Here is a 24,190-nt window from a genome sequence, read left to right as displayed (position 1 = left end):
TATATGACTTATAGCGATAAAGAAAAGAACGAAATTGCTTGGGAAGAATATACTAGTTATAAAATCGGTGACAAGGCAAAGTATGGTGAGCAGAGAAAGATGTTTGGATATGTTTCTGATATTTTTAGTGATTCTACTGGAACTAATATAAAGAATGAAGATGGTCTGAACAATGTCTTCAAAAGGATGGACGAGGAACGGTTTGGTTTAGATGGTTATGTCATTACAGATAAAAAGGTGGGGGGGAATGTTAAACCTGAGGATGTAAAAGAAATTACCGTGTTATTTCAAGGATCTGAGTTTAATCTCTCTTCTATTAAAGGTGTAAAAGGCTCGATAAATGATTGGGGAATTACAGATACTCAGATGGCTGTGAATATTTTGCGTTCTCGGTACCTTGGCACTAATATGGGAGTGGCTAAACAGCAGGAGTTGGCAGCAAAGGGGCTTAAAGAAATGATGGATAAGTATCCGAATGCTCGGGTTAGTCTCTACGCTCACTCTCTGGGGTCAATGGATGGCCAGGTCGCTTTGGCAAGTCTAGAAGACAGCTATCTGCAGCGGATTGATGGGGCCTATCTATATGAGGGGCCCAATACCTATCTAGTTTTAACTGATAAACAGAGGAAGCAAGTTGATAAAATCAAGTACAAAATTTTTAACTATGTTGATCCGAAAGACTTCATTGCTATGCAGTACCCAGAAACGGGGAGCGAGGGAGTTGTTGGGACACTTGTAAAAATTAACAGTAAGGGAAAAGATAACTGGATTCAACAGCATATGTGGGGTGGTTATGAATATGACTCAGGTTATTTAAATGTGAGAGAGTCAGATCTTCAGGATTACCGCCTTGCCCGCGCCAAGCAAGCTATGGAGCAGCTTGATATTAAGAAAAAAGCATTGAGTGAACGCTATCAGAAAATGGTTGCTGCTGGTTATACTAGATCTGAAATGATTTACCTAGATAGTGAGCAAGCTACAACTTTTGCATCCAGTTTGCAAAACTTGGCAGCTATTTCGACTGAAGCAATTATGGCTTTTTGTGATTATGGTGTATCTAAAGTCAGTGGAAGGTGGGATGCTCTGTTAGCTCAAGCTCAGGCGATGCCGAATGTCTCTAGATTGCTAAGTGAAGCAGAGGTGATAGATGCTCTTTCTCAAGTAGGAGCTACAAAGGATACCGTTGAAACTAGCATCATAACTGAGCTGAAAGATATGCGGAACAAAGCCGTCAAGACTAAAGAAGAATTTGATGGACTAAGTTCTAAACTTCTTAATGGAATTCAAGAATTAGTGAAAAAGGATGAGGGGCTTGCTAGGGAGTACAAAAGATGGGGCAACATATAGAGAATAAGAAGGATAAGCTTTATGAACGGCTCAGGAGTACTCAAGAACGCTATAATGCGGAATATGATAAATATTTAGATGAGAAGCGAAATTTCGAAGAAATGATGACTGAAACGGATGACCTCTATCATTCTGCAAGGCAGCATTGGCGGAAGTTCAGAAGGAAAGAGATGATGTCAAAAAAAACGTCTCTACTATTGCGACAGACTGGGATCGGTCTGTGGGACAGATTATAGGTGGCTTAAATCAAGTTTTGGTCGGTCAATTTTCTAATCAAGTCAAAGAAAGTGCCCAGCAAAAGAGAAGTGGTATTCAGGAATTGCAGGATAATAAGTAAGGCTTTGTTTTTACCAGCCTCGCACCGGATAACTCCCGCCCGTTTAAGGCGGGTTTTTATATGAACCGTCTTCTAGGTTTTCATATTGGGCTAAAAGTGATAAAATAGTAGGCAGGAATTGGAGAGACGAGATGCCAAAAGAAGTGAATTTGACGGGCGATCAGGTATTGGCCCTTACGAGAAAATATCTGGCTGCGGAGGATGTGGCCTTTATACAGAAAGCTTTGATCTATGCGATTGACTGTCACAGTGGGCAGTTTCGCAGGTCAGGTGAGCCTTATATTGTGCATCCTATTCAGGTGGCAGGAATTTTGGCCACGCTCAAGCTAGATGCGGTAACGGTTGCCTGCGGCTTTCTGCATGATGTGGTTGAGGATACCCGTGCAACGCTGGATGATTTGGAAAGAGAGTTTGGGACGGATGTGCGCGTGATTGTGGATGGGGTTACCAAGCTGGGCAAGGTCAAGTACAAATCCCACGAGGAGCAGCTGGCGGAAAACCATCGCAAGATGCTGATGGCCATGTCGGAGGATATTCGGGTTATTTTGGTCAAATTGGCAGACCGTCTCCACAATATGCGGACGCTGAAGCATCTGCGCAAGGATAAGCAGGAGCGGATTTCCCGAGAAACAATGGAAATCTACGCACCCTTGGCTCATCGCCTAGGGATTTCCAGTGTCAAGTGGGAGCTGGAAGATTTGTCTTTCCGTTATCTCAATGAAGTGGAATTCTACAAAATTTCCCACATGATGAAGGAGAAGCGTCGGGAGCGTGAAGAACTGGTAGAAGAGGTGGTTCAGAAGATTGAGACCTATGCTGGCGAGCGCAATCTGCACGGTAAGATTTATGGCCGGCCCAAGCATATCTACTCGATCTATCGCAAGATGCAGGACAAGAAGAAGCGTTTTGATGAGATTTATGATCTGATTGCCATTCGCTGCATCTTGGATACTCAAAGTGATGTTTATGCCATGCTGGGCTACATTCATGAGCTTTGGCGGCCGATGCCGGGGCGGTTCAAGGATTATATTGCCAACCGCAAGGCCAATGGTTACCAGTCTATCCATACGACCGTTTATGGCCCCAAAGGTCCGATTGAGTTTCAGATTCGGACCAAGGAAATGCATGAGGTCGCTGAGTATGGGGTTGCGGCTCATTGGGCTTACAAGAAAGGTGTCAAGGGACAGGTAGACAGCAGAGAATCAGCCATCGGGATGAACTGGATTAAAGAGCTGATGGAGCTGCAGGACCAGTCTAACGATGCCAAGGATTTTGTTGACTCGGTCAAGGAGAGCTATCTAGCTGAGGAAATTTACGTCTTCACACCGGATGGAGCAGTGCGTTCTCTGCCTAAGGACTCGGGTCCAATTGACTTTGCCTATGAGATCCACACTAAGGTCGGTGAGAAAGCCACGGGAGCCAAGGTCAATGGACGCATGGTTCCTCTGACAACCAAGCTTAGGACAGGTGATCAGGTGGAAATCATCACCAATGCTAACTCCTTCGGACCGAGCCGCGACTGGCTCAATATTGTCAAGACCAGCAAGGCCAGAAATAAAATCCGTCAGTTCTTTAAAAATCAAGACAAGGAGCTGTCTATCTCCAAAGGGCGGGAGCTCTTGCAGGCTCAATTCCAGGAGCATGGCTATGTAGCTAATAAGTACATGGACAAGAAGCACATGGAAGAAGTGCTGCAGAAGACAAGTTATAAGACTGAAGAGGCGCTTTTTGCGGCGATTGGCTTCGGTGAGATTGGTGCCATTAGTATTTTCAACCGTTTGACAGAAAAAGAGCGTCGTGAGGAAGAGCGGGCCAAGGCCAGAGCAGAAGCGGAGGAATTGGTCAAGGGCGGCGAAGTCAAGGTCGAAAACAAAAAAGACACTCTCAAGGTTAAGCACGAAGGTGGTGTAGTCATTCAGGGGGCGTCTGGTCTCCTCATCCGGATTGCCAAGTGCTGTAATCCTGTACCGGGTGATGATATTGTCGGCTATATTACCAAAGGGCGCGGTGTAGCCATTCACCGGCAGGACTGCATGAATCTCAAGGCCCAGGAAAATTACGAGCAGCGGCTGATTGATGTGGAATGGGAAGACAACAATACGACCAAAGAGTACACGGCTCACATTGATATTTACGGTCTCAACCGGTCTGGCCTCCTCAACGATGTGTTGCAGGTTCTGTCTAATACCACCAAAAACATTTCAACAGTTAATGCTCAACCGACCAAGGATATGAAATTTGCTAATATCCACGTTTCTTTTGGTATTGCTAATCTGTCCATGCTGACGACGGTGGTGGATAAGATCAAGAGCGTGCCAGAAGTCTACTCGGTCAAGCGGACCAATGGTTGATCCATTTCGGAAATCATTATCGAGCTGTAAGTTACCCTTGGTGACTTGCTTAAATCAAAGGAAAAGATATGAAAATAGTGATTCAGCGCGTGAAACGTGCTCAGGTCAGCATTGACCAGCAGCTGCGCAGCAGTATTGGACAAGGCCTCCTGCTCTTAGTAGGAGTCGGTCCTGACGATAGTCAAGAGGATATGGATTATGCAGTCAGGAAGATTGTCAATATGCGGATTTTTTCCGATGCTGAGGGTAAAATGAACCTGTCTATCAAGGACATTGGCGGAGAGATTTTGTCGATTTCCCAGTTCACTCTGCATGCAGATACCAAAAAAGGTAATCGGCCAGCCTTTGTCAAGGCTGCTCCGCCAGAGATGGCTAGCAATTTTTATGATGCCTTTAATCTTGCCTTGCAGCAGGAGGTGGCAACTCGGACGGGGATTTTTGGGGCAGACATGCAGGTAGAACTAATCAATGATGGTCCAGTGACTATTATCTTGGATACAAAGAATCGCTGATAAAAAGCATGAAAAGGAGTTTGAACACTAGTGTTCAAACTCCTAATTTTTTTGCTTCTGTAGCAATGAATAGATAGTTTCCGACAACATTACTAAAAATCGCCAATAATTTCTTGAGGAATGACTTCTTTGATGGTCGTCACTAGCTGATTGATAAGCTTTATGGCTTCAGCGGGCTCAGTGTAGAGTTTTTGAAAATAGGTCTGTATATTTTCTTCGAAATGCTGAGGCAATAGCGAGCAGTTTGTTTTTGCAAACTCCAGCATTCTCTTTTCTCCAGGGTGCGTCTGTTCGTTTAGAGCGAAGAGCAAGTCAAAATAGGAAGCAAAAAATTCACTGCTGCGGTGATTGATGCTGAGCAAGTCCTGACGCTTGAGCGCTTTTTCTATTTGTTTGGAGAAAGCTGGCATGGCTTGATCGAGTAAGAGGAGCTGCTTCTTAATAATATTCTTTTTCAGCTCAGCTGGATAAGGTAGTCTGTACTTGTTCTGAAGTGTCTCGTAGCGACCATTTCGGTCATAGATGATTTTGCTGTGGAGCAGATTGTGCCACATACAGGTGGTATAGGCATTCTGGGCTTGGTGGTCTAGGACGACAGTCTGCAGGTCTTTATCAAAGCTATCTAGAGTACGGTAAATGAGCTCAATTTCGATGTCGCTCTTCAGCACACAGTCATCCTCTAGTTCCCAAAACTGATTGCCGATTTCCATGTAGGAGCAGTACTTGCTGAGGATATCGCGTCGGGTCAGGGGAGCAATGGAATCTGTCAAGTAGATATAAACATCATAGTCTGAGTCTTTGTCAAAATGCTGTCCAGCACGAGAGCCACCGAGAACAATAGCTTCCACTTGATCTAGCTGGGCAAATTCTTTAAAAAGTTCTTGTGGCATAATTTTTCCTCGCTGATTTTTGACATCATTTTAGCAAAATGTAAGCGGGTTGGCAAGAAGGAAAAAATAGCTTTTGGCATGTTAGCAAGCCTGTAAAATTGAAACCCCAAGGGGTAGAGAGTGGATGAGCGGGAGCTGGAAGTATTGAACTAAAAAGAAAATCATCTAGGATAGATAGGCTGAAAATTTGACTTTGTGTGATAAAATTTTAGGACTTTTTTCTTTCTTTAATTCATTGTCAATTTTCTATTTTGTAAACTCATCGCCTTATTTTTATCTGCAACTTTTCTTAGATTTTGAGATAGGTCTTTAAAGAGTTTTTTGACATCATTTAGTCCAAAAATGAGAAGCATAGTAAGCAAGTGGAAGTGGCAATAATCTTTGATTGTTTATGTTTATGATTTCTTTCATTCTTTAGAAATATTTTAGAATTACTTTATAAATTCTTGAAGTTTGTCTTGTATAATCATATTAAAGAAAAGAAAGGAGTCTCTTATCATGGAAAATCTAGTTCAACAGATGCTGAACGCTCTGATTCAAATTGCTTTGTTTGCTTTTCTTCCTTTTGTTTGGTGGTTGATAAGTGCTAGAAGAAAAAGTCCATTTTTAGAATGGCTTGGCTTAAAACCACTAAAAGATGCTGGCAGCCGAAAGATCTGGCTGTGGATTTTGTTGGGTTCGCTATCTTTCTTGCTTCTTTCGTTTTTGCTAGTATATCCTGCTGTAAAAAATCTGGATACAGCGACTTCGAATTTCTCAGGCCTAGGCTTCCAAGCCTTGCCAGCTGTTCTGATTTATGGTATTTTTCAAACTTCTCTGTCGGAAGAACTGCTATTCAGAGGTTTTCTTTTAAAGAGATTGGCTAGTCGCTTATCCTTTGTGGTAGCCAACACCATACAAGCTGCTCTTTTTGGTCTGCTCCATGGCTTAATGTCTATAACAGTGCTCTCTTGGCAGCAAACCCTGCTCATCATTTTGTGTACGGGTGGCATCGCGGCTTATATGGGCTTTGTCAATGAAAAGAAATCTGATGGCTCCATTTTAGCTAGCTGGATTATACATGCTTTAGTAAATGTGATTACGGGTAGTTTATTTGCTTTTATGCTGATTTGATAAATCGATAATTTCACTTCAAATCAAAAAGTTCCGATTTTCCTTGAGAATCGGAACTTTAGATTTAATGACAGGTGAGCAAAGGTTTAGGTGTAAGTCAAACGAAGCTGCTTCTACTGATTTGCAGGGCTGTCCAGTTTCATTTGCTCAAAAACATAAAGGAAGAAGTCCTTCGAAACTTCGAAATGTCCGTATCTTATCTGAGAAGCATATTGGCGCCACTGAGGATGCTGCCGAACTTGCTCAATGGGACAGTCTTTGACAGACTGGTAATAGCTTACATCTCGCCGAAATGGGACAAAGCCTTCAAACATCTCTACTTGATAAGCAGTGTCATCTAGAATCTTGCCAACTGCTGTAAAGGCCTGCAATTTTTCCTGACCGTTCAGTTGATACTTGGGGCTGTAGTACAGAAGATAGTCCCCCTTTTCCATTCGGTTTAGAGGTGCTTTCTTTCCATGGCAGACTTGACAAAATCCACCCTCTACACCTCTTAGGACGTGTTCTTTTGATACGACACCAATCCAAAATCTAGTCATTTTCTGCCTCCAGTTCCATTAAGAGTTGATTTAATATTTCTGTATTATTTTCTAATTTTCCAAAGAACGCCTGATCAATGCCTTCTACTAGAGGGAGGGCTTGGTTGACCTTTTGCAGCCCCGTATCCGTTAGAAGTATGATGTTGGCGCGGCTGTCCTTGGGATGGACTTCCCGCATTATCAATTCTTTCTTGACCAAGAGGCGGATGATTTGGGATACGGTCATAACATCCATGTCAGAAAATTGTGCAATATGGGTCTGACTCACCCATTCTTGCTGACGCAGGAGTGCAGCAAGAGTGGTCAAAACGACAAACTGAGGATGGGTCAAATCAATCGTTCTCAGTTTGTTTTTTGTCAGCCCATGCCACTTGTGGTAGGCACGGATAAAGAGCAGACCGGTTGATTTTTTGTATTCATCCTTGTAGATGGAGTTAAACTGAGTTTTTTCCATTAGCCTTCCCTCTAGATATTTTGTAAGCACACTTATTATATTCCGACATCTTATTTTTGTCAATAAAAACCCAGTTTAGACTAAAAAGTCCGAACTGGGTTCTGTTTATAGTTTTTCTACATAAATCTGCTGGGCAATCATAGGATTGATTTGGATTTCTTGGGTTTCTGTCTTGAGGAGATAAGCTTGAGCGAAAGAATCGTATTGGATGAAGGTGATGGTTTGGCCGATTTGCAGGTTATATTTTTCCAAGTATTTGAGCAAGTCAAAGTCGTCGTGTACGCGTTTGATGATATAGTCGCCAGGAGCAGAAGCCTCTTCCAGAGTCAGTTGGTTTTCTTCGTCCAGAAGCTCTCCCTTGGCTGGGATGGTGCCTCCGTGAGGACAAGTCTTGGGGTACTGGAGCATGGCATCCAGACGCTCAACGAAACGCTCAGAAACAGTGTGCTCTAGGACTTCGGCTTCCTCATGGATTTCATCAGTCGAGTAGCCGAGATGGTTGACCAGAAAGACCTCAATCAGCCGGTGCTTGCGGTAGAGGTCGGAAACTAGCCTTAGCCCCAAATTAGTCAGCAGGTAGCCGGCTTTTTTATCCTTGACCAGAAGTTCTTCCGCCAGCATTTTTTTCATCATTTCCGTCACAGCCGGAGGTGAAACCTGCATGAGCTGGGCGATTTCTTTATTGGTGATTTTTTTGTGGCGGCTGCCAATCTCATAGATACACTTGAGATAGTCTTCTTTATTTGGGGTCATCTTGCATCCTCGCTGAACTTTCTATCACTAGTATAACAAAAATCACTGTAAGAATACAGTGTCTAAGCCTTTCTTTGATGTTTAGATTTTCTTCATTGTGATGGTCGCTGGGGCGGCAGGAAGTATGGTCCTTACAGCATGGATGCGACAGGATGCGTGCCGTTGGTACCAGCATCTTTGCCCATTATCCAGTAACTCATGAGCTGGTTCTTAAAGGCTATGACAATGGAAAAACCTATGTCCGTGACCCTTATAATGCAGCTAATAATGGCTGGTATCCAGTAGACTATCTCTTTGGAGTCAAGAGTGTAGATCCGACGGATCACCCTTCATTGCCATCAAAGGATAAGAAATTCGTGAATAAGGAGACCGCTCGTTGCTTGACGGGCGGTTTTCTGCATTCTATGACTATTATGTTTGTAATCGGTTAAGAGTTTATCATCGGCAAGATTAGTAAGAGTCAAATTCATTATACAATTATAGCTAGAGACACAGGTTTTTTGGAAGCGATGGAGATGAGATTCTATTTTTGGACATATTTGCGATAAATGTTCTCAAAAAAACATGTAAATAGTTTGACAAACAAAGTTTTTCTCATTATACTGTTAACATATCAGGAGGAAACCCATGAAAAAAATCCAAAAACATGTCATTCTAGGTGCAGCAGTTCTTGCTAGTACTGGCTTTGCTCACACTGTAACTGCAGATACAACTCCAGTGGATGCAAATGCCCCTGCAGACCAAAATAAGGCTCTATCTGCAAGTCCAGAAGCTCTTAAACAGCAAACTGAGCAGGTCAATCAAGCCAAAGCGGCTGTTGACCAAGCCAAAGAACAGGTTGCGACTGCTGAGACTAAAGTTGAAACCGCTAAGAAAGATAATGCTGATACAAGTGCACAAAAAATTGCCGAAGCTCAAGCAGCTGTGACAGAAGCTGAGAAGAAAGTTGCTCCAGCAGAAAACGCGGCCAAGCAAGCCCAAGCAGCTCTTGATACAGCTAAAAAAGCAGAAAACACACAGGCAGCTTTAGCTCAGGATGCTCAAGCTCAAGCAGCTAAGGCACAAAACGAGACTCAAGCTGCTCAGGATGCTGTGAATGCAGCCCAAAAAGCTGTGGATAGCAAACTGGTGAGTGAAAAGGTAACGAAGGCAAAGGAGGAGCTTGACAAGGCGCAAAAGAACCTGGATTCTTACCAAGATCAGTTGAAGACAGCTGAAGCCGAAGATGCGAAACGTCAAGCAGTGATTGATCAGGCCCAAGCAGATATCAAAGCAGCCCAAGCAGATATCAAAGAAAAAGAAGCGAAACTTTCTTCCCAGGACCAAGTACACAATACCTTTACCCTATCGCAAGATTACATCAGGGCAGCAAGAACTATTGATAAAAAAGGATCGGGCCAGTTAACTCCTGAAGCGAAAGAAATGCTTGCAAAAGAGGCAGCGATTCTAAAATCAAGTAATAACTTCATTAGCAGTCAAAAGGATGCTCAACGTATAGTAGATATTAATAATATTCCTAAAGAGATCCTTTTGGAAATTAACTACTATGCTCAAGATTTAATCAACCAAATCCGTAAGCAAGTAGGCAATGCTCCTGTAACATTAACGCAAAATAGCATAGATTATGCGGCGGCCCTAAGCCAAGCAGCCCGTGAGCAAAAATATAGAGCCCAAGCAAAAGATCCTATAACTTCACAAGTGAATGTTCCAAAAGATGTGGTTGCTAAATTTGGGCTTGATCAGTTTGGATATAGAGTTACTGGTTTAAATGAGCTTGGTTTTTATCCTACGTTGGCCAGTCAAGAAAAAGTGTCCGTGGATTATTTGAAGAAGACTATCTATGACAATATTAAATTCCAATTATTTGACCTTGGAGATAGCTTTAGAGACCCCATTAGAACAACAATCTATGCTCAAAAAATAGTTGGCAGCCTAGATAGGCAGAAAAAGGGAGATTATGTAGCTGTTAACTTTAGCAACAACGGCATTATTAACCGAATTAACTTCCTTCTCTTCGCGAATAATGACGGTGATATTAAGGATCCTTACAAAATCACACCAGCCTTGATCAATCCAAATGCCAATAATCAAGAGGCAGACGCTGCTCGTAAAGATTTGGCGGCCTCACAAGCTAAGTTGGACGTTGCTCAACGTACGTTGACAAATGCTCAGAACAAGCAGGAGACAGCCCCATTACTGCGCGAGGTTGTGAAAACTGCTAAGGACAAGTTGGCCAAGGCGGAGCGTACTTACCAAGCTGAACTCGAAAATAGCAAGAATTCGGCTTCTGAAGAAACCAAGGCTAAACTTGCGGTTTTAGATAAAGCTCAAGCAAGCTTGAAAGAAAAAGAAGCAGCCCAAGCAAGTGCGCAAAAAACAGCTGAGGGAGCTAATGCCAAGCTTGCCGAATTGAAAGCAGCTACAGCGACCGCTCAAGAAAAGGCAACTGCTGCGGCTACAGCTCTGGAAGAGGCTCAACGTGCTGTTCAAGCTGCTAAAGACTATGTTACTCGCTTGCAAAACGCCCCTGCTCTTCTAAAAGAAGCAGAAGCGTCTCTCAATGATGCTAAAGCAAACTTGGCAAGTAAGGAAGAAACCTATAGAGTCGAAAATGCCAAACTTGAAGCTTTGAAAGCAGCTCTTGCAGCCCTTGAGACAGACGACCCAACCAACCTCGTTTCTAAGAATGAGCGAAAGGTTCTGAAAGTCACTACAACAGGAGTGAAGAACGGAAAGAAACCAGTTCAGACCTATCAGGCTCCAGCAGCTCTTCCAAAAACAGGATCTGCTGAATCTTCTCTAGCGCTTGCAGGATTGGGATTGCTCTCTATGCTGGGACTGGCTTTTGCAAAACGTCGTAAAGCTTAAGAGCATTTATTGATAAAATCGAATTCTAGATGAATTGTAGCAAAATCAAAGTTGGAACAGCTCATTTAAACAAAACTCATACTGAGAGAGGACCAGTTTGGTCTTCTCTTTATTTATTGAGTAATTTGTTAAGAACATCTTTATTGTTAGCACTCCAAGGGTTCATATTTTGTTCTTTGCTATCATGTGAGTTTGTGATAAAATCTAATTGTTCTATGTAGATTAGATTTTTTATTGTAATCTCTACAGTTTTGAACTATTATAGCTACAAGAAAGGAGGGGAGCCATGTATCCGAAAGAAGGGAAAGAGCAGCTCTTTCAGCAATTGCAATCAATCGGTTGGTCTCAGGCAGCGTTGGAACAAGTTTTTACAGGGTTAAATAACGAGCAAGGGAAAACATTGACAGAAGAAAGAGATTACCTGCAGGAGGCTCAACTTTTTGGCAGTCCCTTCTTTCAAGAGCTCTGGCAGGCTGAGGAGACTCAAATCAGCAGGTTAGGAGCTCAGGAGCTGCTGGTTTTGGCTATGAATCTTGTTAATATGCCTGAGGAGCTGAGCGGAAACAAGGCAGAGACAGATCTTTTACTGGCTCGGATTGCTCCAAACCTAACACCACATGATCGCTTTTGGAAGATTTTTTCAAGCACCTTGCGCCAGGCTTTTCCAGCAGATGATTTTAGCCAAAGGGATGGCAATCAAAAGCTCAAAAGGCAGCTACATCAGTTTCGCTATGTCATTTCCTGCCAGCAGGCCCAGTGGGTCAGAGATTACTACCGTCAGACTGGTATGACAGATGCAGAAGCCTTGGTCTCCTATCTAAAGGCTTTTCCAGCGCTGCCTTATAACTTTCAAGAATCCTCTCGCTTGCATAATAAAGCCTATATTGATAAGATGTCTAGTCAAGCTATCTATCCGGATGGTCAAGCGAGTCAGGCCAATATAAAAATCCTGATTGATTTTCATACAGAGTTTATTCTGGATCAGGCAGATTGTTTTCTCAATATCATCGATCCAGAGGGGGCTAGCCAAAATGGTATTGTGAATGGCGCCAGCTTTAACTATGGTGAGCGCAATCGTCCGGTCAATCAGGCTTCTCATACTCGCTACGATGTCAAAACGCCTGCAGTCTGGGATCCTCACTTTCGAAGGCTTGCCATTGAAAATGGCGGTCGTAAGTTCAAGTCACCTCAGAATAATCGTGGTCCGCTGGGCTATCGTTCGGCTAAGAGCCCTTATGCTCGAAAGGGGCGGAGTGCTCAGAAACAGGTAAAGGCAGAGATTGCTCGGTTCAAGAAATTGCTGAATCGGCCATCCATCCTCTTGCGTTCCTGGGCTTGGTTCCGTCAGTTTTGGCAGAAGTTTTTCGCACAAAAAAATACGGACTAGCAGGTCCGTATTTCTATCTCTTATAAACTCTTAACTGCTGCAATCGCCGCATCATAGTCAGGCTCGGTATTGATATTGTCGACATATTCAGCGTAGGTCACAGTGTTGTTTTCGTCTAAGACAAGAACTGCACGAGCCAAAAGGTGCCATTCATTGATGAGGACAGCATAGTCACGGCCGAAAGAATGGTCGAAGTAGTCAGAGAGCATGACAGCATTCTCAATGCCTTCAGCAGCACACCACTTGCCTTGAGCAAAAGGCAAATCAACTGAAACCGTGATAACAACGGTATTATCCAAGTCAGAGAGCTCTTGATTGAAACGACGAGTCTGAGTTGAGCAGACACCAGTATCGATAGATGGGATGATGCTCAGAACTTTCTTTTTGCCAGCAAAGTCAGCCAGAGTTTTCTTTGAAAGATCAGTTGCTGTCAAGCTAAAATCGTGGGCAGTGTCGCCGACTTGCAGTTGTTTTCCAGTAAAGGTTACAGGATTTCCGAGAAAAGTTGTCATAGGAAGTCTCCATTCATGTTTGATAGCTTCATTGTACAGCGAATTGGGTTTTTTTTCGAATAATTTGACCGGAAATTTGACAATATAACTATTTAAAACTCATTATAAAAAAATAAAGAGGTTAGGATTTTGTCTTCCTAACCTGTTATCATTATTTTGCCAAGCCTTCAGAAATTTTATCCAGATTGTATTTCATCATGCTGTAGTAGCTGTCGCCTTCTTCGCCTTCATCAGCGATTGAGTCCGTGAAGATTTTAGCGTGGATTGGGATCTTGGTGTCTTTAGAAACAGTCTTCATCGGACGGTCGTCCACACTTGATTCGACAAAGAGAGACGGCACTTTTGTCTTGCGTAGTTTTTCAACTAAGCTTTTGATTTGGTCTGGAGTTCCTTCTTCTTCGGTGTTGATTTCCCAGATGTAGGCTGATGGCACATTGTAGGCCTTAGAGAAGTACTTGAAGCATCCTTCACTTGTCACAATCATTTTCTTTTCCTCTGGGATATTGTTGAATTTCTCCTTGGCTTCCTTGTCCAAAGCGGTCAGTTTTTCCACATAAGCTTTGAGATTTTTCTCGTAAGTGGCCTTATTGTCAGGGTCTTTTTCAATCAAACGTTTGGCGATGTTTTGCGCATAGATAATACCGTTTTCTAAGTTGAGCCAAGCATGAGGGTCTTCCTTACCCTTTTCACTTTGCCCTTCAAGGTAAATGACGTCAACGCCATCGCTGACAGCATAGTAGTCCTTGTTTTCTTCCTTATTGGCATTTTTGACCAACTTGGTAAACCAAGCATTGCCGCCAGTTTCTAGGTTGATACCGTTGTAGAAGATGAGATCCGCTTGAGAAGTCTTTTTGACATCTTCGGGCAGGGGCTCGTATTCGTGGGGGTCTTTGCCGACTGGTACAATGCTGTGCAGGTCAATCTTATCGCCAGCTATATTTTTGGTAATATCAGCGATAATTGAGTTGGTCGCAACAACCTTGAGCTTGGACGAGTCACTGGACGCGTTCTTCTGATTGGAGCAGGCAAAGAGAGTGCAGACTGCTAGCAAAAGCAGGGATAAAAAACCTAATTTTTTCATGGGAGTCCTCCATTGATTTTTATTTTAGTTTAGGTCGGTTTTTAAGTTTTAAATAGCGTTGCTTAGGTGCAATAAAGAAAGAGATGAGAAAGATGAGGGCTGAGGTCAGGACAATGCTGGATCCTGCAGCGACATTAAAGCTATAGCCGATAAAGAGGCCAAGTACAGAAGCCAGAGCTCCCAGTCCTGAGGACAGCAGGATCATGGTTTTCAGACTATTGGCATAGAGGTAGGCCGTTGCTGCCGGCGTAATCAAGAGAGCGACAATCAGAATGGTTCCCACGCTCTGCATGGCTGTCACAGAGACCAAGGTCAAGAGAATCATCAGCAGATAGTGATAGAAGTTGACTCGCATGCCCATGGCTTGAGCCAGCAGTGGGTCAAAGGAAGTAATCAATAGCTGCTTGAAAAAGAGTATGATGATTAAGAGCACAGCTATTCCGACTCCGATACTAATCCACATATCAATATCCTGCACGGCCAAAATATTCCCAAAGAGAATATGAAAGAGGTCTGTGGAGCTATTGGCAACGCCTATCAGAATCACACCCAGAGCTAGGAAGGAAGAAAAGGTAATCCCAATGGCTGTATCGCTTTTGATAATGGAATTTCCCTTGATGTAGGTGATAATAATTGAGGCCAAAAGTCCGAAGGTGATGGCTCCGATAAAGAAATTAATCCCTAAAATGTAGGACAGGGCCACACCGGGCAGAACCGCATGAGAGATAGCATCCCCCATGAGCGACATGCCGCGCAGAATGATAAAGCAGCCGACAGCTCCAGCAACAATCCCAATGACGATGGCTGTGATGAGGGCATTTTGCAGGAAGTGAAAATCCCGCAGCCCTTGGAAAAATTCTAAAATCATCCTAGGCACCTCCATTCATAAAGAGCTGGGAGCCGTAAGTCTTTTTCATATTGTCCTTGGTAAAGCTGGTCTCAGTAGGACCGAAAGCGATCAGCTCACGATTGAGCAGGATGACCTGATCAAAATAATCAACCACCTTACTCAGGTCATGATGGACAATCAGGATAATCTTGCCTGCGGCTTTGAGACTGCGCAGGGTAGCCATGATAATCTCTTCGCTGACAGAGTCGATCCCGACGAAGGGCTCGTCCAAAAAGATACAATCCGCCTCTTGAACCAAGCAGCGAGCAATCAAGACCCGCTGAAATTGGCCGCCGGACAGCTGGCTAATCTGGCGCTCAGCCAAGTCTTCTAAACCGACAATTTTCAATGCCTCAGCCACCTTGTCCCAATGGGAATTCTTTAGCCCTTGAAAGAGCTTGAGCTGCGGGTAAAGTCCCAAAGAGACACACTCTTTGACTTTGATAGGAAAATGATAATCAATATTAATCTTTTGCTCTACATAGGCAACCCGTTGGAGAGAGTTCTGCAGCGGCTTTTGATCTAGCAGAGTCTGGCCTTGGTGGTCAATAATCCCTAGCATGCCCTTGAGCAGGGTGGATTTTCCGGCTCCGTTAGGACCAATAATCCCAGTAATAGTTGGCTCCTTAATGGTTAATGAAAGGGGCTCAAGAGCCAGCGTATCCTGATAGCTGACAGTCAAATCTTTAATAGTAATCATCTCATACACCTCTATGAGATTAATATACATTAAAATAAAAATTAAGTCAAGTTAATTTTTGATAAATCTCTAAAATTAATATAAGAAACGTTTGAAAAAATAAGTAGATTTTGATAAGGTTATATCAAAAGCATGAAAGAGAGAAGAAGATGACACGACTACAAGATGATTTCTACGATGCGATTAATGGTGAGTGGGCCAAGACGGCGGTCATTCCTGATGATAAGCCAGTGACGGGCGGCTTCATGGATTTGGCAGATGAGATTGAAGATCTTATGCTCGCCACGACTGACAAATGGTTGGCTGGCGATGGAGTGCCAGAAGATGAGATTCTGCAGAACTTTATTGCTTACCATCGCCTAGCAGCGGATTATGACAAGCGGGAAGCGGCAGGGATTGAGCCTGCGCGTGCTTACATTGATGAGATTCGCAACCTAGCGTCTTTTGAAGAATATGCTTCTAAGATTGCTGATTTTGAGCTGGCTGGCAAGCCGACTTATTTCCCCTTTGGTGTGGCGCCTGACTTTATGGATGCCCGAATCAATGTTCTCTGGGCAGACGGACCGGGAACGATTTTGCCAGACACGACCTACTATGCTGAGGACCATCCGCAGAAGGCTGACCTGCTTGCAAAATGGCGCAAGGCTCAGGAAGATTTGCTGGCCAAATTTGGCTTTGCGGAAGAGGAAATCAAGGATCTTTTGGATAAGGTCTTGGAGCTGGATGCTGTTTTTGCTCAGTATGTTCTGTCTAGTGAAGAAAGCTCTGAGTATGCTAAGCTCTACCATCCTTATAAGTGGGAAGATTTCAAAGCCTTGGTGCCGGAGTTGCCTTTGGCCGATATTTTCACCAAGTTGATCGGTCAAGAACCCGACCAAGTTATTGTTCCTGAGGAACGCTTCTGGAAAGCAGCTAAGGATATCTATACAGCCGCTAACTGGGACAAACTCCATGCTCTGCTGATTCTCTCTGCGATTCGCAATACAACACCTTATCTAACGGATGACATCCGTGTCTTGGCAGGTGCTTATCAACGTGCTTTATCGGGAACTCCTCAAGCTCAGGACAAGAAAAAAGCAGCCTTTTACCTGGCCCAAGGTCCCTTTAATCAAGCTGTCGGTCTCTGGTATGCCGGTCAGAAGTTCTCGCCAGAAGCCAAGGCTGATGTGGAGCAAAAAGTGGCGACGATGATTGAAGTTTACAAAAATCGCCTGGCCCAGAATGACTGGCTGACACCAGAAACTCGGGACAAGGCTATTGTCAAACTCAATGTCATCAAGCCTTATATTGGCTATCCTGACGAGCTGCCTGAACGCTATTCCCGCAAGGTTGTGGATGAAAATCTGACTCTCTTTGAAAATGCTCAGAAGCTGAGCCAGATTGATATTGCTTACAGCTGGAGCAAGTGGAATCAACCAGTAGATTACAAGGAATGGGGTATGCCAGCCCATATGGTCAATGCCTACTACAATCCACAGAAAAACCTGATTGTCTTTCCAGCGGCTATCCTGCAGGCGCCTTTCTATGACCTGCACCAGTCCTCTTCAGCTAATTATGGTGGTATCGGAGCGGTCATCGCCCATGAGATTTCTCATGCTTTTGATACCAATGGTGCTTCCTTTGATGAAAATGGCAGCCTTAATAATTGGTGGACGGAGCATGACTACCAAGCCTTTACCGAACGGACTCAAAAGGTCATTGATCAGTTCGAAGGACAGGATTCCTATGGTGCTAAGGTCAATGGCAAGCTGACTGTTTCAGAAAATGTGGCAGATCTGGGCGGTATTGCAGCTGCCTTAGAAGCAGCCAAGAAAGAAGCGGATTTCTCTGCTGAGGAATTCTTTACCAACTTTGCACGCATCTGGCGGATGAAAGGTCGAGAGGAATATATGAAGCTCTTGGCAAGCGTTGATGTCCATGCGCCAGCCAAGCTTCGGACCAATGTGCAGCTGCCTAACTTTGACGACTTCTTTACAACCTTTGATGTGAAAGAGGGAGATGGCATGTGGCGGAGCCCAGAAGAGCGGGTGGTCATCTGGTGATGCAGAGATAAGACGTTTATCGAATCTTGCTCAAATCAAAAATAATCGAGTGCATTTCAATAGTCTGCTTTTGGTTTTGAAAGCAGACTATTTTGTCAAAGAAAATATAAAGCGTTTACATTTTTCTAGCCTTGTGCTATACTGTAGTTGATAACAAAAAATAAACAAAACATCCAAATAGAATAGATTTCAAAGTGTTTATTAATGAATAATAAAGAAAAGAGATGTTCTTATGGTAAAACGATTCATTAGTTCAAATGCTTCAGAAATTTTAAGTATGACTGCGCCGGAGCTGAAACAGAGCATCAAGGTCAGTGAGGGCCGCGTTATCCTGTCTGAAAACGTAGCTTTCAAAGAATCTTATATCGGTGATGTGACCAATGCAGAGATTGCTAGGTCTTTTGGTGCTGACTTGATTTTGCTGAATGGGATTGATATCTTCCAGCCTTTTGTGGCTGGTCTGGATGCCAAGGAAGATTTTGTTAAGGAGCTGCACCGCTTGGTGGGGCGTCCTATCGGTATCAATCTAGAGCCGGTGGACAGTCAGGCCCAGATGGCAGGAGAACGCCTGATTATCAATGAGGGGCGTCAGGCTAGTCTAGCGACCGTTCAGCGAGCAGAAGAGTTGGGCGTTGACTTTATCTGCCTGACGGGTAATCCGGGAACTGGTGTCACCAATCAAGCCATTATTGACACCATTCGAGTGGTCAAGGAGAATTTTTCAGGTCTGCTGATTGCAGGCAAAATGCATGCTTCGGGTGTGGATGAGCCGGTAGCAGACCTAGAAGCAATCGCTCAATTTATCGAAGCTGGTGTTGATATTGTCCTAGCACCGGCAGTCGGCAGTGTGCCGGGCTTTGATGAGCAGGACTTGAAGCAGATTGTCCGACTGGCCCATCAAAAGGGGGCTCTGGTTATGAGTGCGATCGGTACCAGCCAGGAGAGTGCTGATGAGGATATTGTGAAGCAAATGGCTATCCGCAACAAAATCTGTGGTGTAGATATCCAGCATATCGGAGATTCAGGCTACGGCTGTCTGGCTCCGGTTGAAAATATCTTTGCCATGAGCAAGGCTCTCAGAGGACAGCGCCACACCATTTCCATGATTTCACGTTCGATTAATAGATAGTAAAATGAGACAGACTTTTAGGGGTAAGCTCCTAGAAAGCCTGTCTCTATTTTTTATAAAAGAAAGGCCGAGATTGATGTCTCGGTCTTTATAGGTTTCCTTTTTTATCTAAAAATTCATGATAGACACAGAGGCTTACTGCAGAGCGGGCAATGCTGTATTTAGAGTAGGGGATAATAACAATCTCTGCTTGTTTTTGTTTTGGAAAGAGAGGTACTTCCTGCTCTAACTGAGCCAGAACCTGCTCGGCAATAATCGGGTAGGAGAATATTTGGCCGTCCAGATAAATCCTTTCGCTATCAATAAGCTGGCAGAGGTTGGAAATGGAAATGGCTAGGTAGCGGCAGGCAGTATGAATCAACTCAATGCTGCCCAAGTCTCCTAAGCGATAGGCGGTCATCAGGCTTGTCAAATCAATGTCATTGACGTCCTCTACAAGGGTCTTTAAGAGTGAGGTCTGGGAAGCCCGATACAGGATAGCTGCTTTATCAATCAGAGCGCTCTCGCTGGCATAAACCTGCAGGCAGCCGTGCTTGCCGCAAGGACAGCGCTCGCCTTCAGGATTGATGACGGTATGCCCCACCTCTCCGATAAGATAATTCTCCTGACTGTAAATACTGCCCTTGTACATGTAAGAGCAATGAATACCTCTGGCGACATGATAGACGATAAAATTACTGTCTGTCGGATGATAACTAAAGAGGCGTTCAGCCAGTGTCAAACAGTGGGACTTATTGGCAAAGTAGACAGGAAGGTCGAAGGCTTCTTGAATAGTCCGCAAGTTAATCTGTCCCCAGTGGGGATTTTTAGAAATGATAAAATCACTCTCAGAGAGATTCACATGCCCCGGCAGCCCGAGGGCAATCGCTGAGATGGGGTATTGGCTGTTCTTTTTCAGAAAATCTTGAATCAGCCGGATAATTTCCTGGTCAGACGGGCCGCCTGTCACCTCGACCTGATAAGTCCGAATGCTGCTTTCTGCAATCTCACCAGTATTGTCAGCGATGACTATGGCCAGCTGTTTTTCAGAAATCTCAAAGCCTAAATAGTAGCGACTACGAGGCGCAATATCCAGCAGGGTTTTCTTGCGGCCTACGCTCTCGTCATTGAGCTCGCCTAGCTCCAGTACCAAGCCTTCCTTGATCAGTTCATTGATGATACTGCCAGTCGTGGCTGGTGTAATCTGAGTTTCTTTTGAAATATCAATCCGAGAAATCGGTCGTTTGGCATAGAGCTGATCCAGAACAGTTGCCCTTAGCTCGTTTTGTTTTCTAGTTCGTGTCATCTTGTTTCCTCTGCTGCTATACTATCAAAAAAAGCTATAAATCTCAAATGTAAGCGTTGACATAGTACAGAAAAATAGTTATAATGTTTATAGAATATTAATAACATAGTGAAAAATATTCTGTTTTTGGATTTTTGTTTATATATTGAAAACAAATAGCAAGCGTCGTTGCAGGCTAGGTCAGATTCATTAAGGAGGATGCCGATGGAAACAAAACAAATTATGTTAGTCTGTGCGGCTGGGATGAGTACCAGTCTCATGGTCAATAAAATGCAGAAAGCTGCAGAGGAGCGAGGCTTAGCTGCGACGATATTTGCGGTGCCAGTATCAGAAGCAGAAGACTATCTAAGCGAGAAAAAGGTTGATGTCCTTTTGCTGGGGCCTCAGGTCCGCTATCTGCTGGAGGATTTACAGGAAAAACTAGCTTCAAAAGGTATTCCGGTGGATGTTATCCCTATGACGGACTACGGAATGATGAAGGGGGATAAGGTCCTGGATTTGGCAGAGTCGCTCATGAAGTAGGTACTTTTATGGAAAATAAAGATTCCTTAGAGGTCGCTATGACCCTCATTATGTATGGCGGAGAGGCCAAGTCTTGTGCTATCGAAGCAATTGCTGCAGCTAAAAAGCAGGACTTTGACCGAGCTCAGGAGAGACTGAGTCAGGCTCAGAAGGCCCTGCTGCAAGCCCATCACGCTCAAGCTGAAATGCTGAGCAAGGAGGCACAAGGAGAGAAGACAGAACTTAGTTTATTTATGGTGCATGGGCAGGATCATCTCATGACCAGTATCGCCTTTGTTGATTTGGCAAAGGAGATTGTTGATTTGCATAAAAAATTTGATGAATAGGAGAAATGCAGATGAGTAGTTTGGTTGATAAATGGCAAGCGCGTCTCATGCCTATTGCCAATAAAATCGGCAACCAAAAATTTCTGGTTGCCCTGCGGGATTCCTTTATTGGAACCATGCCTGTGATTATGACGGGCTCTTTCGCCCTCATGGTAAATGCCTTTCTATCTGACTTGCCAGGACAGTTCGGCTGGACCTGGATTTCATCTACCTTCCAGTGGCTGATTGATATTAACTGGCTGGTATTTAAGGGCAGTATTCCTATCGTTACCCTCTTGTTCCTCTTTACCTTCGGGGTCAATATCGCTAAGATTTACAATACTGATAAGGTGTCTGCCGGTCTGGTAGCTGTTGCTTCCTATATCATTACCATTGGTGGATCAGTTACTAAAACCTTTGAGTTGGCTGGCAAAACACCAGGGCTGAGCAAGGCGATTTCAAAACTTCCAGAGCTAAAACTTGACGGCAGTAACTTGTCTGTGACGATTAACAGTGTCATTCCAGGTGACCAAATCAGTGCGCGTGGTTACTTTACTGCCATTCTGATTGGTTTTGTATCTGTTATCATCTTTTGTAAGGTCATGAATCGTAACTGGACTATCAAACTTCCAGATTCTGTTCCGCCAGCTATCATGAAGCCCTTCCTGTCTATCATTCCGGCTGCGATTGCCATGTATGTCGTGGGGATTGCAACCTACCTCTTTAATCTGGTGACAGGCGAGCTGTTGATTGACTGGATTTATAAGATTCTTCAGGCACCGCTTCTCAGCTTGTCTCAAAGTTTTTGGGCTGTACTGCTCATTGTCTTTCTCAATAAGATTTTCTGGTTCTTCGGCCTGCACGGTGGTAATGTGCTGGCGCCGGTTATGGCCAGTCTCTTTGGTGTGACCATGCTGGCTAATCTAGAAGCTTATCAGGCTGGGCATGCGATTCCTTACATGTGGACGGATAATTCTTTCGGTGCTTTTGTCTGGTTTGATGCGATTGGAGTTGCCATTGCCATTCTCTGGCAATCTCGGAACAAGCACTATCGTGAAGTGGCCAAGTTAGGAATTTTCCCAATGGTCTTCAACATCGGTGAGCCGGTCATGTACGGTCTGCCAATCGTTTTGAATCCAATTATGTTTATTCCATACGTCCTGACGCCAATGGTCATGGTAACAGTAGCCTACTTTGCAACCTCTATGGGCTTGGTTGCGCCGGTTACTCAAAACGTCACCTGGGTCATGCCGCCGATTCTCTACGGTTTCTTTGCGACAGCCTTCGACTGGCGGGCAATTATTCTTTCGCTGGTTAATATCGCTATTTCAATCGCTATATATCTGCCCTTTGTCAAGATGGCAGATAAACAGGAGGAGCTTGGATAGATGGCAAAATTTGAAATTAAAGAAGAATTTTACCTGGATGGCAAGCCTTTTAAGATTTTATCGGGAGCTATTCAGTATTTTCGGCTTCATCCAGACCAGTGGCGAGATACCCTTTACAATCTCAAAGCTCTAGGCTTTAATACGGTAGAAACCTATATTCCTTGGGCATTGCATGAACCTCAGGAAGGTCAGTTTCAGGCAGAGGGCATGCTGGATTTTGAAGCATACTTCAAGTTGGTTGAGGAGATGGGGCTTTATCTCATTGTCCGGCCAACGCCTTACATCTGTGCAGAGTTTGACTTTGGCGGTCTGCCGGCCTGGCTCTTGAGATATCCTTCGATGCGCCTGCGGGTCAATCATCCGCTGTTTCTGGAAAAGGTCAGTCATTTTTATGACTGGCTCTTTCCCAAGCTTCTGCCCTATCAAAGTGATCAGGGCGGCCCTATCCTCATGATGCAGGTGGAAAATGAATACGGTTCTTACGCCGAGGACAAGGCCTACATGCGCAGCATTGCGCAGATGATGAAGGTACGTGGCGTTACGGTTCCCCTCTTTACCTCTGACGGGACATGGATAGAGGCTTTGGAGTCTGGAACTTTGATTGAGGATGATATTTTTGTGACGGGGAATTTTGGCTCTCAACCCAAGGAAAATACAGATAATCTGCGAGCTTTCATGGAGCGCTATGGCAAGAAATGGCCACTTATGTGTACCGAGTTTTGGGACGGCTGGTTCAGCCGTTGGAGCGAGGAAATCGTTCGGCGAGAAGCCGAAGATTTGGCCCAGGATGTCAAAGAAATGCTGCAGTTGGGCAGTATGAACCTCTTCCTACTGAGGGGTGGGACAAACTTTGGTTTTATCAGCGGCTGTTCAGCCCGCAAGACCAAGGATTTGCCACAGATTACCTCCTATGATTTTGACGCACCCATTACTGAGTGGGGGCAGCCAACCGAGAAATACTACGCTGTTCAGCGGGTGACACACGAGGTCTTTCCAGAGCTTGAGCAGATGGAGCCGATTAGCCGACAGGCCAAGGCCTATGGCAGTTTTCCGCTGCTTGGGACTGCAAATCTGCTGGATGTGGCAGCGGATATCACAGAGGAAATTCTGCTGGATTATCCGCAGCCTATGGAGCAGATTGGGCAGAATCATGGCTATATCCTCTACCGTTCCGATATCAAAAATCAATACCATGAGGAAAGGCTCAAGGCCTTGGAGACTCATGACCGCTGTCATTTCTATGTCAATCAGGAGCACCTGGCTACTCAGTATCGTGAAGAAATCGGTGATGAATTGCTCTTCTCAGCTGATACCGAGCGGATTCAGATTGATGTGCTGGTGGAAAATATGGGGCGGGTCAACTATGGTTACAAGCTGGGCGCACCCAGTCAATCCAAGGGAGTCAAGGGCGGTATCATGATTAACCACCAGTTCCGTAAGGGCTGGAAGCATTATGCGCTTAAGTTTGACCAGGAAATGCTGGTCAAGTTAGACTGCTACTCAGATCCACCGGAAAAAGTCAAAGCACCGACCTTCTATCGCTTTGAAGCAGAGTTGGATGATATCGCTGATACCTTCATCGACTGCTCTAAGTATGGGAAGGGCTGTATTTCGGTCAACGGCTTCAACCTAGGCCGCTACTGGAATGAAGGGCCGATTCACTATCTCTATGTGCCGTCTGGCTTGCTTAAGGAAAAGAATGAATTTATCGTCTTTGAAACTGAAAATGTCAAGATTGAAGAGTTGACTTTGCTTGACCATCCAGTCTATAAGAAATGAGGTGTTG

The 24,190-nt window shown here is 44.3% G+C and carries 22 protein-coding genes and 1 pseudogene; 14 read left to right on the top strand and 9 right to left on the bottom strand.

Annotated features, from left to right (window positions below):
- Positions 1–3 precede the first annotated feature (3 nt).
- From RSK81_RS11250 to dtd, 4 genes are all read left to right on the top strand, one after another.
- Complete coding sequence (locus RSK81_RS11250) at positions 4–1,347, top strand: DUF2974 domain-containing protein (protein ID WP_002911119.1); 1,344 nt, start codon at positions 4–6, stop codon at positions 1,345–1,347.
- A gap of 145 nt (positions 1,348–1,492) precedes the next feature.
- Complete coding sequence (locus RSK81_RS11245; protein ID WP_002911120.1) at positions 1,493–1,684, top strand: hypothetical protein; 192 nt, start codon at positions 1,493–1,495, stop codon at positions 1,682–1,684.
- A gap of 131 nt (positions 1,685–1,815) precedes the next feature.
- The gene (locus RSK81_RS11240) at positions 1,816–4,035 is read left to right on the top strand and encodes a RelA/SpoT family protein (RefSeq protein WP_002910788.1); all 2,220 of its coding nucleotides are present in this window, start codon (positions 1,816–1,818) and stop codon (positions 4,033–4,035) included.
- 68 nt (positions 4,036–4,103) lie between these two features.
- Positions 4,104–4,547 carry a D-aminoacyl-tRNA deacylase gene (gene dtd / locus RSK81_RS11235; protein ID WP_002911121.1) on the top strand — a complete coding sequence of 148 codons (444 nt, stop codon included), beginning with the start codon at positions 4,104–4,106 and terminating at the stop codon, positions 4,545–4,547.
- 92 nt (positions 4,548–4,639) lie between these two features.
- Here the strand turns inward: dtd and RSK81_RS11230 are convergent, their stop codons facing one another.
- Positions 4,640–5,437, bottom strand: a complete 798-nt coding sequence (locus RSK81_RS11230; RefSeq protein WP_002911122.1) for a DUF4037 domain-containing protein — start codon at positions 5,435–5,437, stop codon at positions 4,640–4,642.
- Positions 5,438–5,935: 498 nt separating this feature from the next.
- Here RSK81_RS11230 and RSK81_RS11225 point away from each other — a divergent pair, with 498 nt between their 5' ends.
- Positions 5,936–6,550, top strand: coding sequence for a CPBP family intramembrane glutamic endopeptidase (locus RSK81_RS11225; protein WP_002911124.1), 615 nt, complete (start codon positions 5,936–5,938; stop codon positions 6,548–6,550).
- 113 nt (positions 6,551–6,663) lie between these two features.
- On the opposite strand, the gene RSK81_RS11220 is transcribed toward RSK81_RS11225, so the two are convergent.
- From RSK81_RS11220 to RSK81_RS11210, 3 genes are all read right to left on the bottom strand, one after another.
- Positions 6,664–7,089 (bottom strand): EVE domain-containing protein, encoded by a 426-nt coding sequence (locus tag RSK81_RS11220; protein WP_002911125.1) that lies wholly within the window; start codon positions 7,087–7,089, stop codon positions 6,664–6,666.
- Positions 7,082–7,543 carry a MarR family winged helix-turn-helix transcriptional regulator gene (locus tag RSK81_RS11215; RefSeq protein WP_002911126.1) on the bottom strand — a complete coding sequence of 154 codons (462 nt, stop codon included), beginning with the start codon at positions 7,541–7,543 and terminating at the stop codon, positions 7,082–7,084. Before RSK81_RS11215 ends, RSK81_RS11220 begins: the two co-directional genes overlap by 8 nt.
- A 105-nt stretch (positions 7,544–7,648) precedes the next feature.
- Positions 7,649–8,296 (bottom strand): metal-dependent transcriptional regulator, encoded by a 648-nt coding sequence (locus RSK81_RS11210; RefSeq protein ID WP_002898534.1) that lies wholly within the window; start codon positions 8,294–8,296, stop codon positions 7,649–7,651.
- A 155-nt stretch (positions 8,297–8,451) separates the two neighbouring features.
- On the opposite strand from RSK81_RS11210, the pseudogene RSK81_RS11205 reads away from it, so the two are divergent.
- The 3 genes and pseudogenes from RSK81_RS11205 to RSK81_RS11195 form a co-directional block, all read left to right on the top strand.
- Positions 8,452–8,622 (top strand): annotated as a pseudogene (locus RSK81_RS11205) (M protein); the annotation flags it as partial.
- A gap of 301 nt (positions 8,623–8,923) precedes the next feature.
- The gene (locus tag RSK81_RS11200; RefSeq protein ID WP_315686853.1) at positions 8,924–11,164 is read left to right on the top strand and encodes an SEC10/PgrA surface exclusion domain-containing protein; all 2,241 of its coding nucleotides are present in this window, start codon (positions 8,924–8,926) and stop codon (positions 11,162–11,164) included.
- 286 nt (positions 11,165–11,450) lie between these two features.
- Entirely contained in the window at positions 11,451–12,551 is a 1,101-nt protein-coding gene (locus tag RSK81_RS11195) for a DUF3114 domain-containing protein (RefSeq protein ID WP_315686851.1), read from the top strand.
- 20 nt (positions 12,552–12,571) lie between these two features.
- Here the strand turns inward: RSK81_RS11195 and tpx are convergent, their stop codons facing one another.
- The 4 genes from tpx to RSK81_RS11175 all read right to left on the bottom strand — a co-directional run bounded on the left by tpx (position 12,572) and on the right by RSK81_RS11175 (position 15,733).
- Positions 12,572–13,063: a thiol peroxidase gene (gene tpx, locus RSK81_RS11190; protein ID WP_033179104.1), complete on the bottom strand. Its 492-nt coding sequence runs from the start codon at positions 13,061–13,063 to the stop codon at positions 12,572–12,574.
- 151 nt (positions 13,064–13,214) lie between these two features.
- Positions 13,215–14,144: a metal ABC transporter substrate-binding lipoprotein/adhesin SsaB gene (ssaB, locus tag RSK81_RS11185; protein ID WP_295344772.1), complete on the bottom strand. Its 930-nt coding sequence runs from the start codon at positions 14,142–14,144 to the stop codon at positions 13,215–13,217.
- A 19-nt stretch (positions 14,145–14,163) separates the two neighbouring features.
- Positions 14,164–15,012 carry a metal ABC transporter permease gene (locus RSK81_RS11180; protein WP_315686849.1) on the bottom strand — a complete coding sequence of 283 codons (849 nt, stop codon included), beginning with the start codon at positions 15,010–15,012 and terminating at the stop codon, positions 14,164–14,166.
- Position 15,013: 1 nt separating this feature from the next.
- Positions 15,014–15,733 carry a metal ABC transporter ATP-binding protein gene (locus RSK81_RS11175; RefSeq protein WP_315686848.1) on the bottom strand — a complete coding sequence of 240 codons (720 nt, stop codon included), beginning with the start codon at positions 15,731–15,733 and terminating at the stop codon, positions 15,014–15,016.
- Between the two features lie 149 nt (positions 15,734–15,882).
- Here RSK81_RS11175 and RSK81_RS11170 point away from each other — a divergent pair, with 149 nt between their 5' ends.
- Positions 15,883–17,775 carry a M13 family metallopeptidase gene (locus RSK81_RS11170; protein WP_315686847.1) on the top strand — a complete coding sequence of 631 codons (1,893 nt, stop codon included), beginning with the start codon at positions 15,883–15,885 and terminating at the stop codon, positions 17,773–17,775.
- Positions 17,776–18,007: 232 nt separating this feature from the next.
- Positions 18,008–18,904 (top strand): haloacid dehalogenase-like hydrolase, encoded by an 897-nt coding sequence (locus RSK81_RS11165; RefSeq protein ID WP_315686846.1) that lies wholly within the window; start codon positions 18,008–18,010, stop codon positions 18,902–18,904.
- Positions 18,905–18,992: 88 nt separating this feature from the next.
- Here RSK81_RS11165 and RSK81_RS11160 read toward each other — a convergent pair whose 3' ends face one another.
- Positions 18,993–20,189 carry an ROK family protein gene (locus RSK81_RS11160; protein WP_315686845.1) on the bottom strand — a complete coding sequence of 399 codons (1,197 nt, stop codon included), beginning with the start codon at positions 20,187–20,189 and terminating at the stop codon, positions 18,993–18,995.
- A gap of 204 nt (positions 20,190–20,393) precedes the next feature.
- Between RSK81_RS11160 and RSK81_RS11155 the strand changes: the two genes are divergently transcribed.
- Genes RSK81_RS11155 through RSK81_RS11140 form a run of 4 tightly spaced genes read left to right on the top strand, consistent with a single transcriptional unit; the run spans position 20,394 to position 24,183 of the window.
- Positions 20,394–20,711: a PTS sugar transporter subunit IIB gene (locus RSK81_RS11155; protein WP_004188921.1), complete on the top strand. Its 318-nt coding sequence runs from the start codon at positions 20,394–20,396 to the stop codon at positions 20,709–20,711.
- 8 nt (positions 20,712–20,719) lie between these two features.
- A complete protein-coding gene (locus RSK81_RS11150) occupies positions 20,720–21,037 on the top strand; it encodes a PTS lactose/cellobiose transporter subunit IIA (RefSeq protein ID WP_002898520.1) in 318 nt (105 codons plus the stop codon).
- A gap of 5 nt (positions 21,038–21,042) precedes the next feature.
- Positions 21,043–22,404 (top strand): PTS sugar transporter subunit IIC, encoded by a 1,362-nt coding sequence (locus RSK81_RS11145; protein ID WP_002926928.1) that lies wholly within the window; start codon positions 21,043–21,045, stop codon positions 22,402–22,404.
- Complete coding sequence (locus RSK81_RS11140) at positions 22,405–24,183, top strand: glycoside hydrolase family 35 protein (protein ID WP_301412485.1); 1,779 nt, start codon at positions 22,405–22,407, stop codon at positions 24,181–24,183.
- Positions 24,184–24,190 lie beyond the last annotated feature (7 nt).

Source organism: Streptococcus sp. DTU_2020_1000888_1_SI_GRL_NUU_041A, from assembly GCF_032387735.1.
Taxonomy (GTDB): Bacteria; Bacillota; Bacilli; order Lactobacillales; family Streptococcaceae; genus Streptococcus; species Streptococcus sanguinis.
This window is presented reverse-complemented; position numbering and strand designations above follow the sequence as displayed.

Coding starts and splice junctions, on each gene's coding strand:
- RSK81_RS11170 (WP_315686847.1), top strand. CDS start 15,883: ATGACACGACTACAAGATGATTTCTACGATGCGATTAATGGTGAGTGG.
- RSK81_RS11230 (WP_002911122.1), bottom strand. CDS start 5,437: ATGCCACAAGAACTTTTTAAAGAATTTGCCCAGCTAGATCAAGTGGAA.
- RSK81_RS11140 (WP_301412485.1), top strand. CDS start 22,405: ATGGCAAAATTTGAAATTAAAGAAGAATTTTACCTGGATGGCAAGCCT.
- RSK81_RS11175 (WP_315686848.1), bottom strand. CDS start 15,733: ATGATTACTATTAAAGATTTGACTGTCAGCTATCAGGATACGCTGGCT.
- RSK81_RS11200 (WP_315686853.1), top strand. CDS start 8,924: ATGAAAAAAATCCAAAAACATGTCATTCTAGGTGCAGCAGTTCTTGCT.
- RSK81_RS11160 (WP_315686845.1), bottom strand. CDS start 20,189: ATGACACGAACTAGAAAACAAAACGAGCTAAGGGCAACTGTTCTGGAT.
- RSK81_RS11155 (WP_004188921.1), top strand. CDS start 20,394: ATGGAAACAAAACAAATTATGTTAGTCTGTGCGGCTGGGATGAGTACC.
- dtd (WP_002911121.1), top strand. CDS start 4,104: ATGAAAATAGTGATTCAGCGCGTGAAACGTGCTCAGGTCAGCATTGAC.
- RSK81_RS11180 (WP_315686849.1), bottom strand. CDS start 15,012: ATGATTTTAGAATTTTTCCAAGGGCTGCGGGATTTTCACTTCCTGCAA.
- RSK81_RS11240 (WP_002910788.1), top strand. CDS start 1,816: ATGCCAAAAGAAGTGAATTTGACGGGCGATCAGGTATTGGCCCTTACG.
- tpx (WP_033179104.1), bottom strand. CDS start 13,063: ATGACAACTTTTCTCGGAAATCCTGTAACCTTTACTGGAAAACAACTG.
- ssaB (WP_295344772.1), bottom strand. CDS start 14,144: ATGAAAAAATTAGGTTTTTTATCCCTGCTTTTGCTAGCAGTCTGCACT.
- RSK81_RS11145 (WP_002926928.1), top strand. CDS start 21,043: ATGCAGATGAGTAGTTTGGTTGATAAATGGCAAGCGCGTCTCATGCCT.
- RSK81_RS11225 (WP_002911124.1), top strand. CDS start 5,936: ATGGAAAATCTAGTTCAACAGATGCTGAACGCTCTGATTCAAATTGCT.
- RSK81_RS11250 (WP_002911119.1), top strand. CDS start 4: ATGACTTATAGCGATAAAGAAAAGAACGAAATTGCTTGGGAAGAATAT.
- RSK81_RS11150 (WP_002898520.1), top strand. CDS start 20,720: ATGGAAAATAAAGATTCCTTAGAGGTCGCTATGACCCTCATTATGTAT.
- RSK81_RS11195 (WP_315686851.1), top strand. CDS start 11,451: ATGTATCCGAAAGAAGGGAAAGAGCAGCTCTTTCAGCAATTGCAATCA.
- RSK81_RS11215 (WP_002911126.1), bottom strand. CDS start 7,543: ATGGAAAAAACTCAGTTTAACTCCATCTACAAGGATGAATACAAAAAA.
- RSK81_RS11210 (WP_002898534.1), bottom strand. CDS start 8,296: ATGACCCCAAATAAAGAAGACTATCTCAAGTGTATCTATGAGATTGGC.
- RSK81_RS11165 (WP_315686846.1), top strand. CDS start 18,008: ATGGTAAAACGATTCATTAGTTCAAATGCTTCAGAAATTTTAAGTATG.
- RSK81_RS11220 (WP_002911125.1), bottom strand. CDS start 7,089: ATGACTAGATTTTGGATTGGTGTCGTATCAAAAGAACACGTCCTAAGA.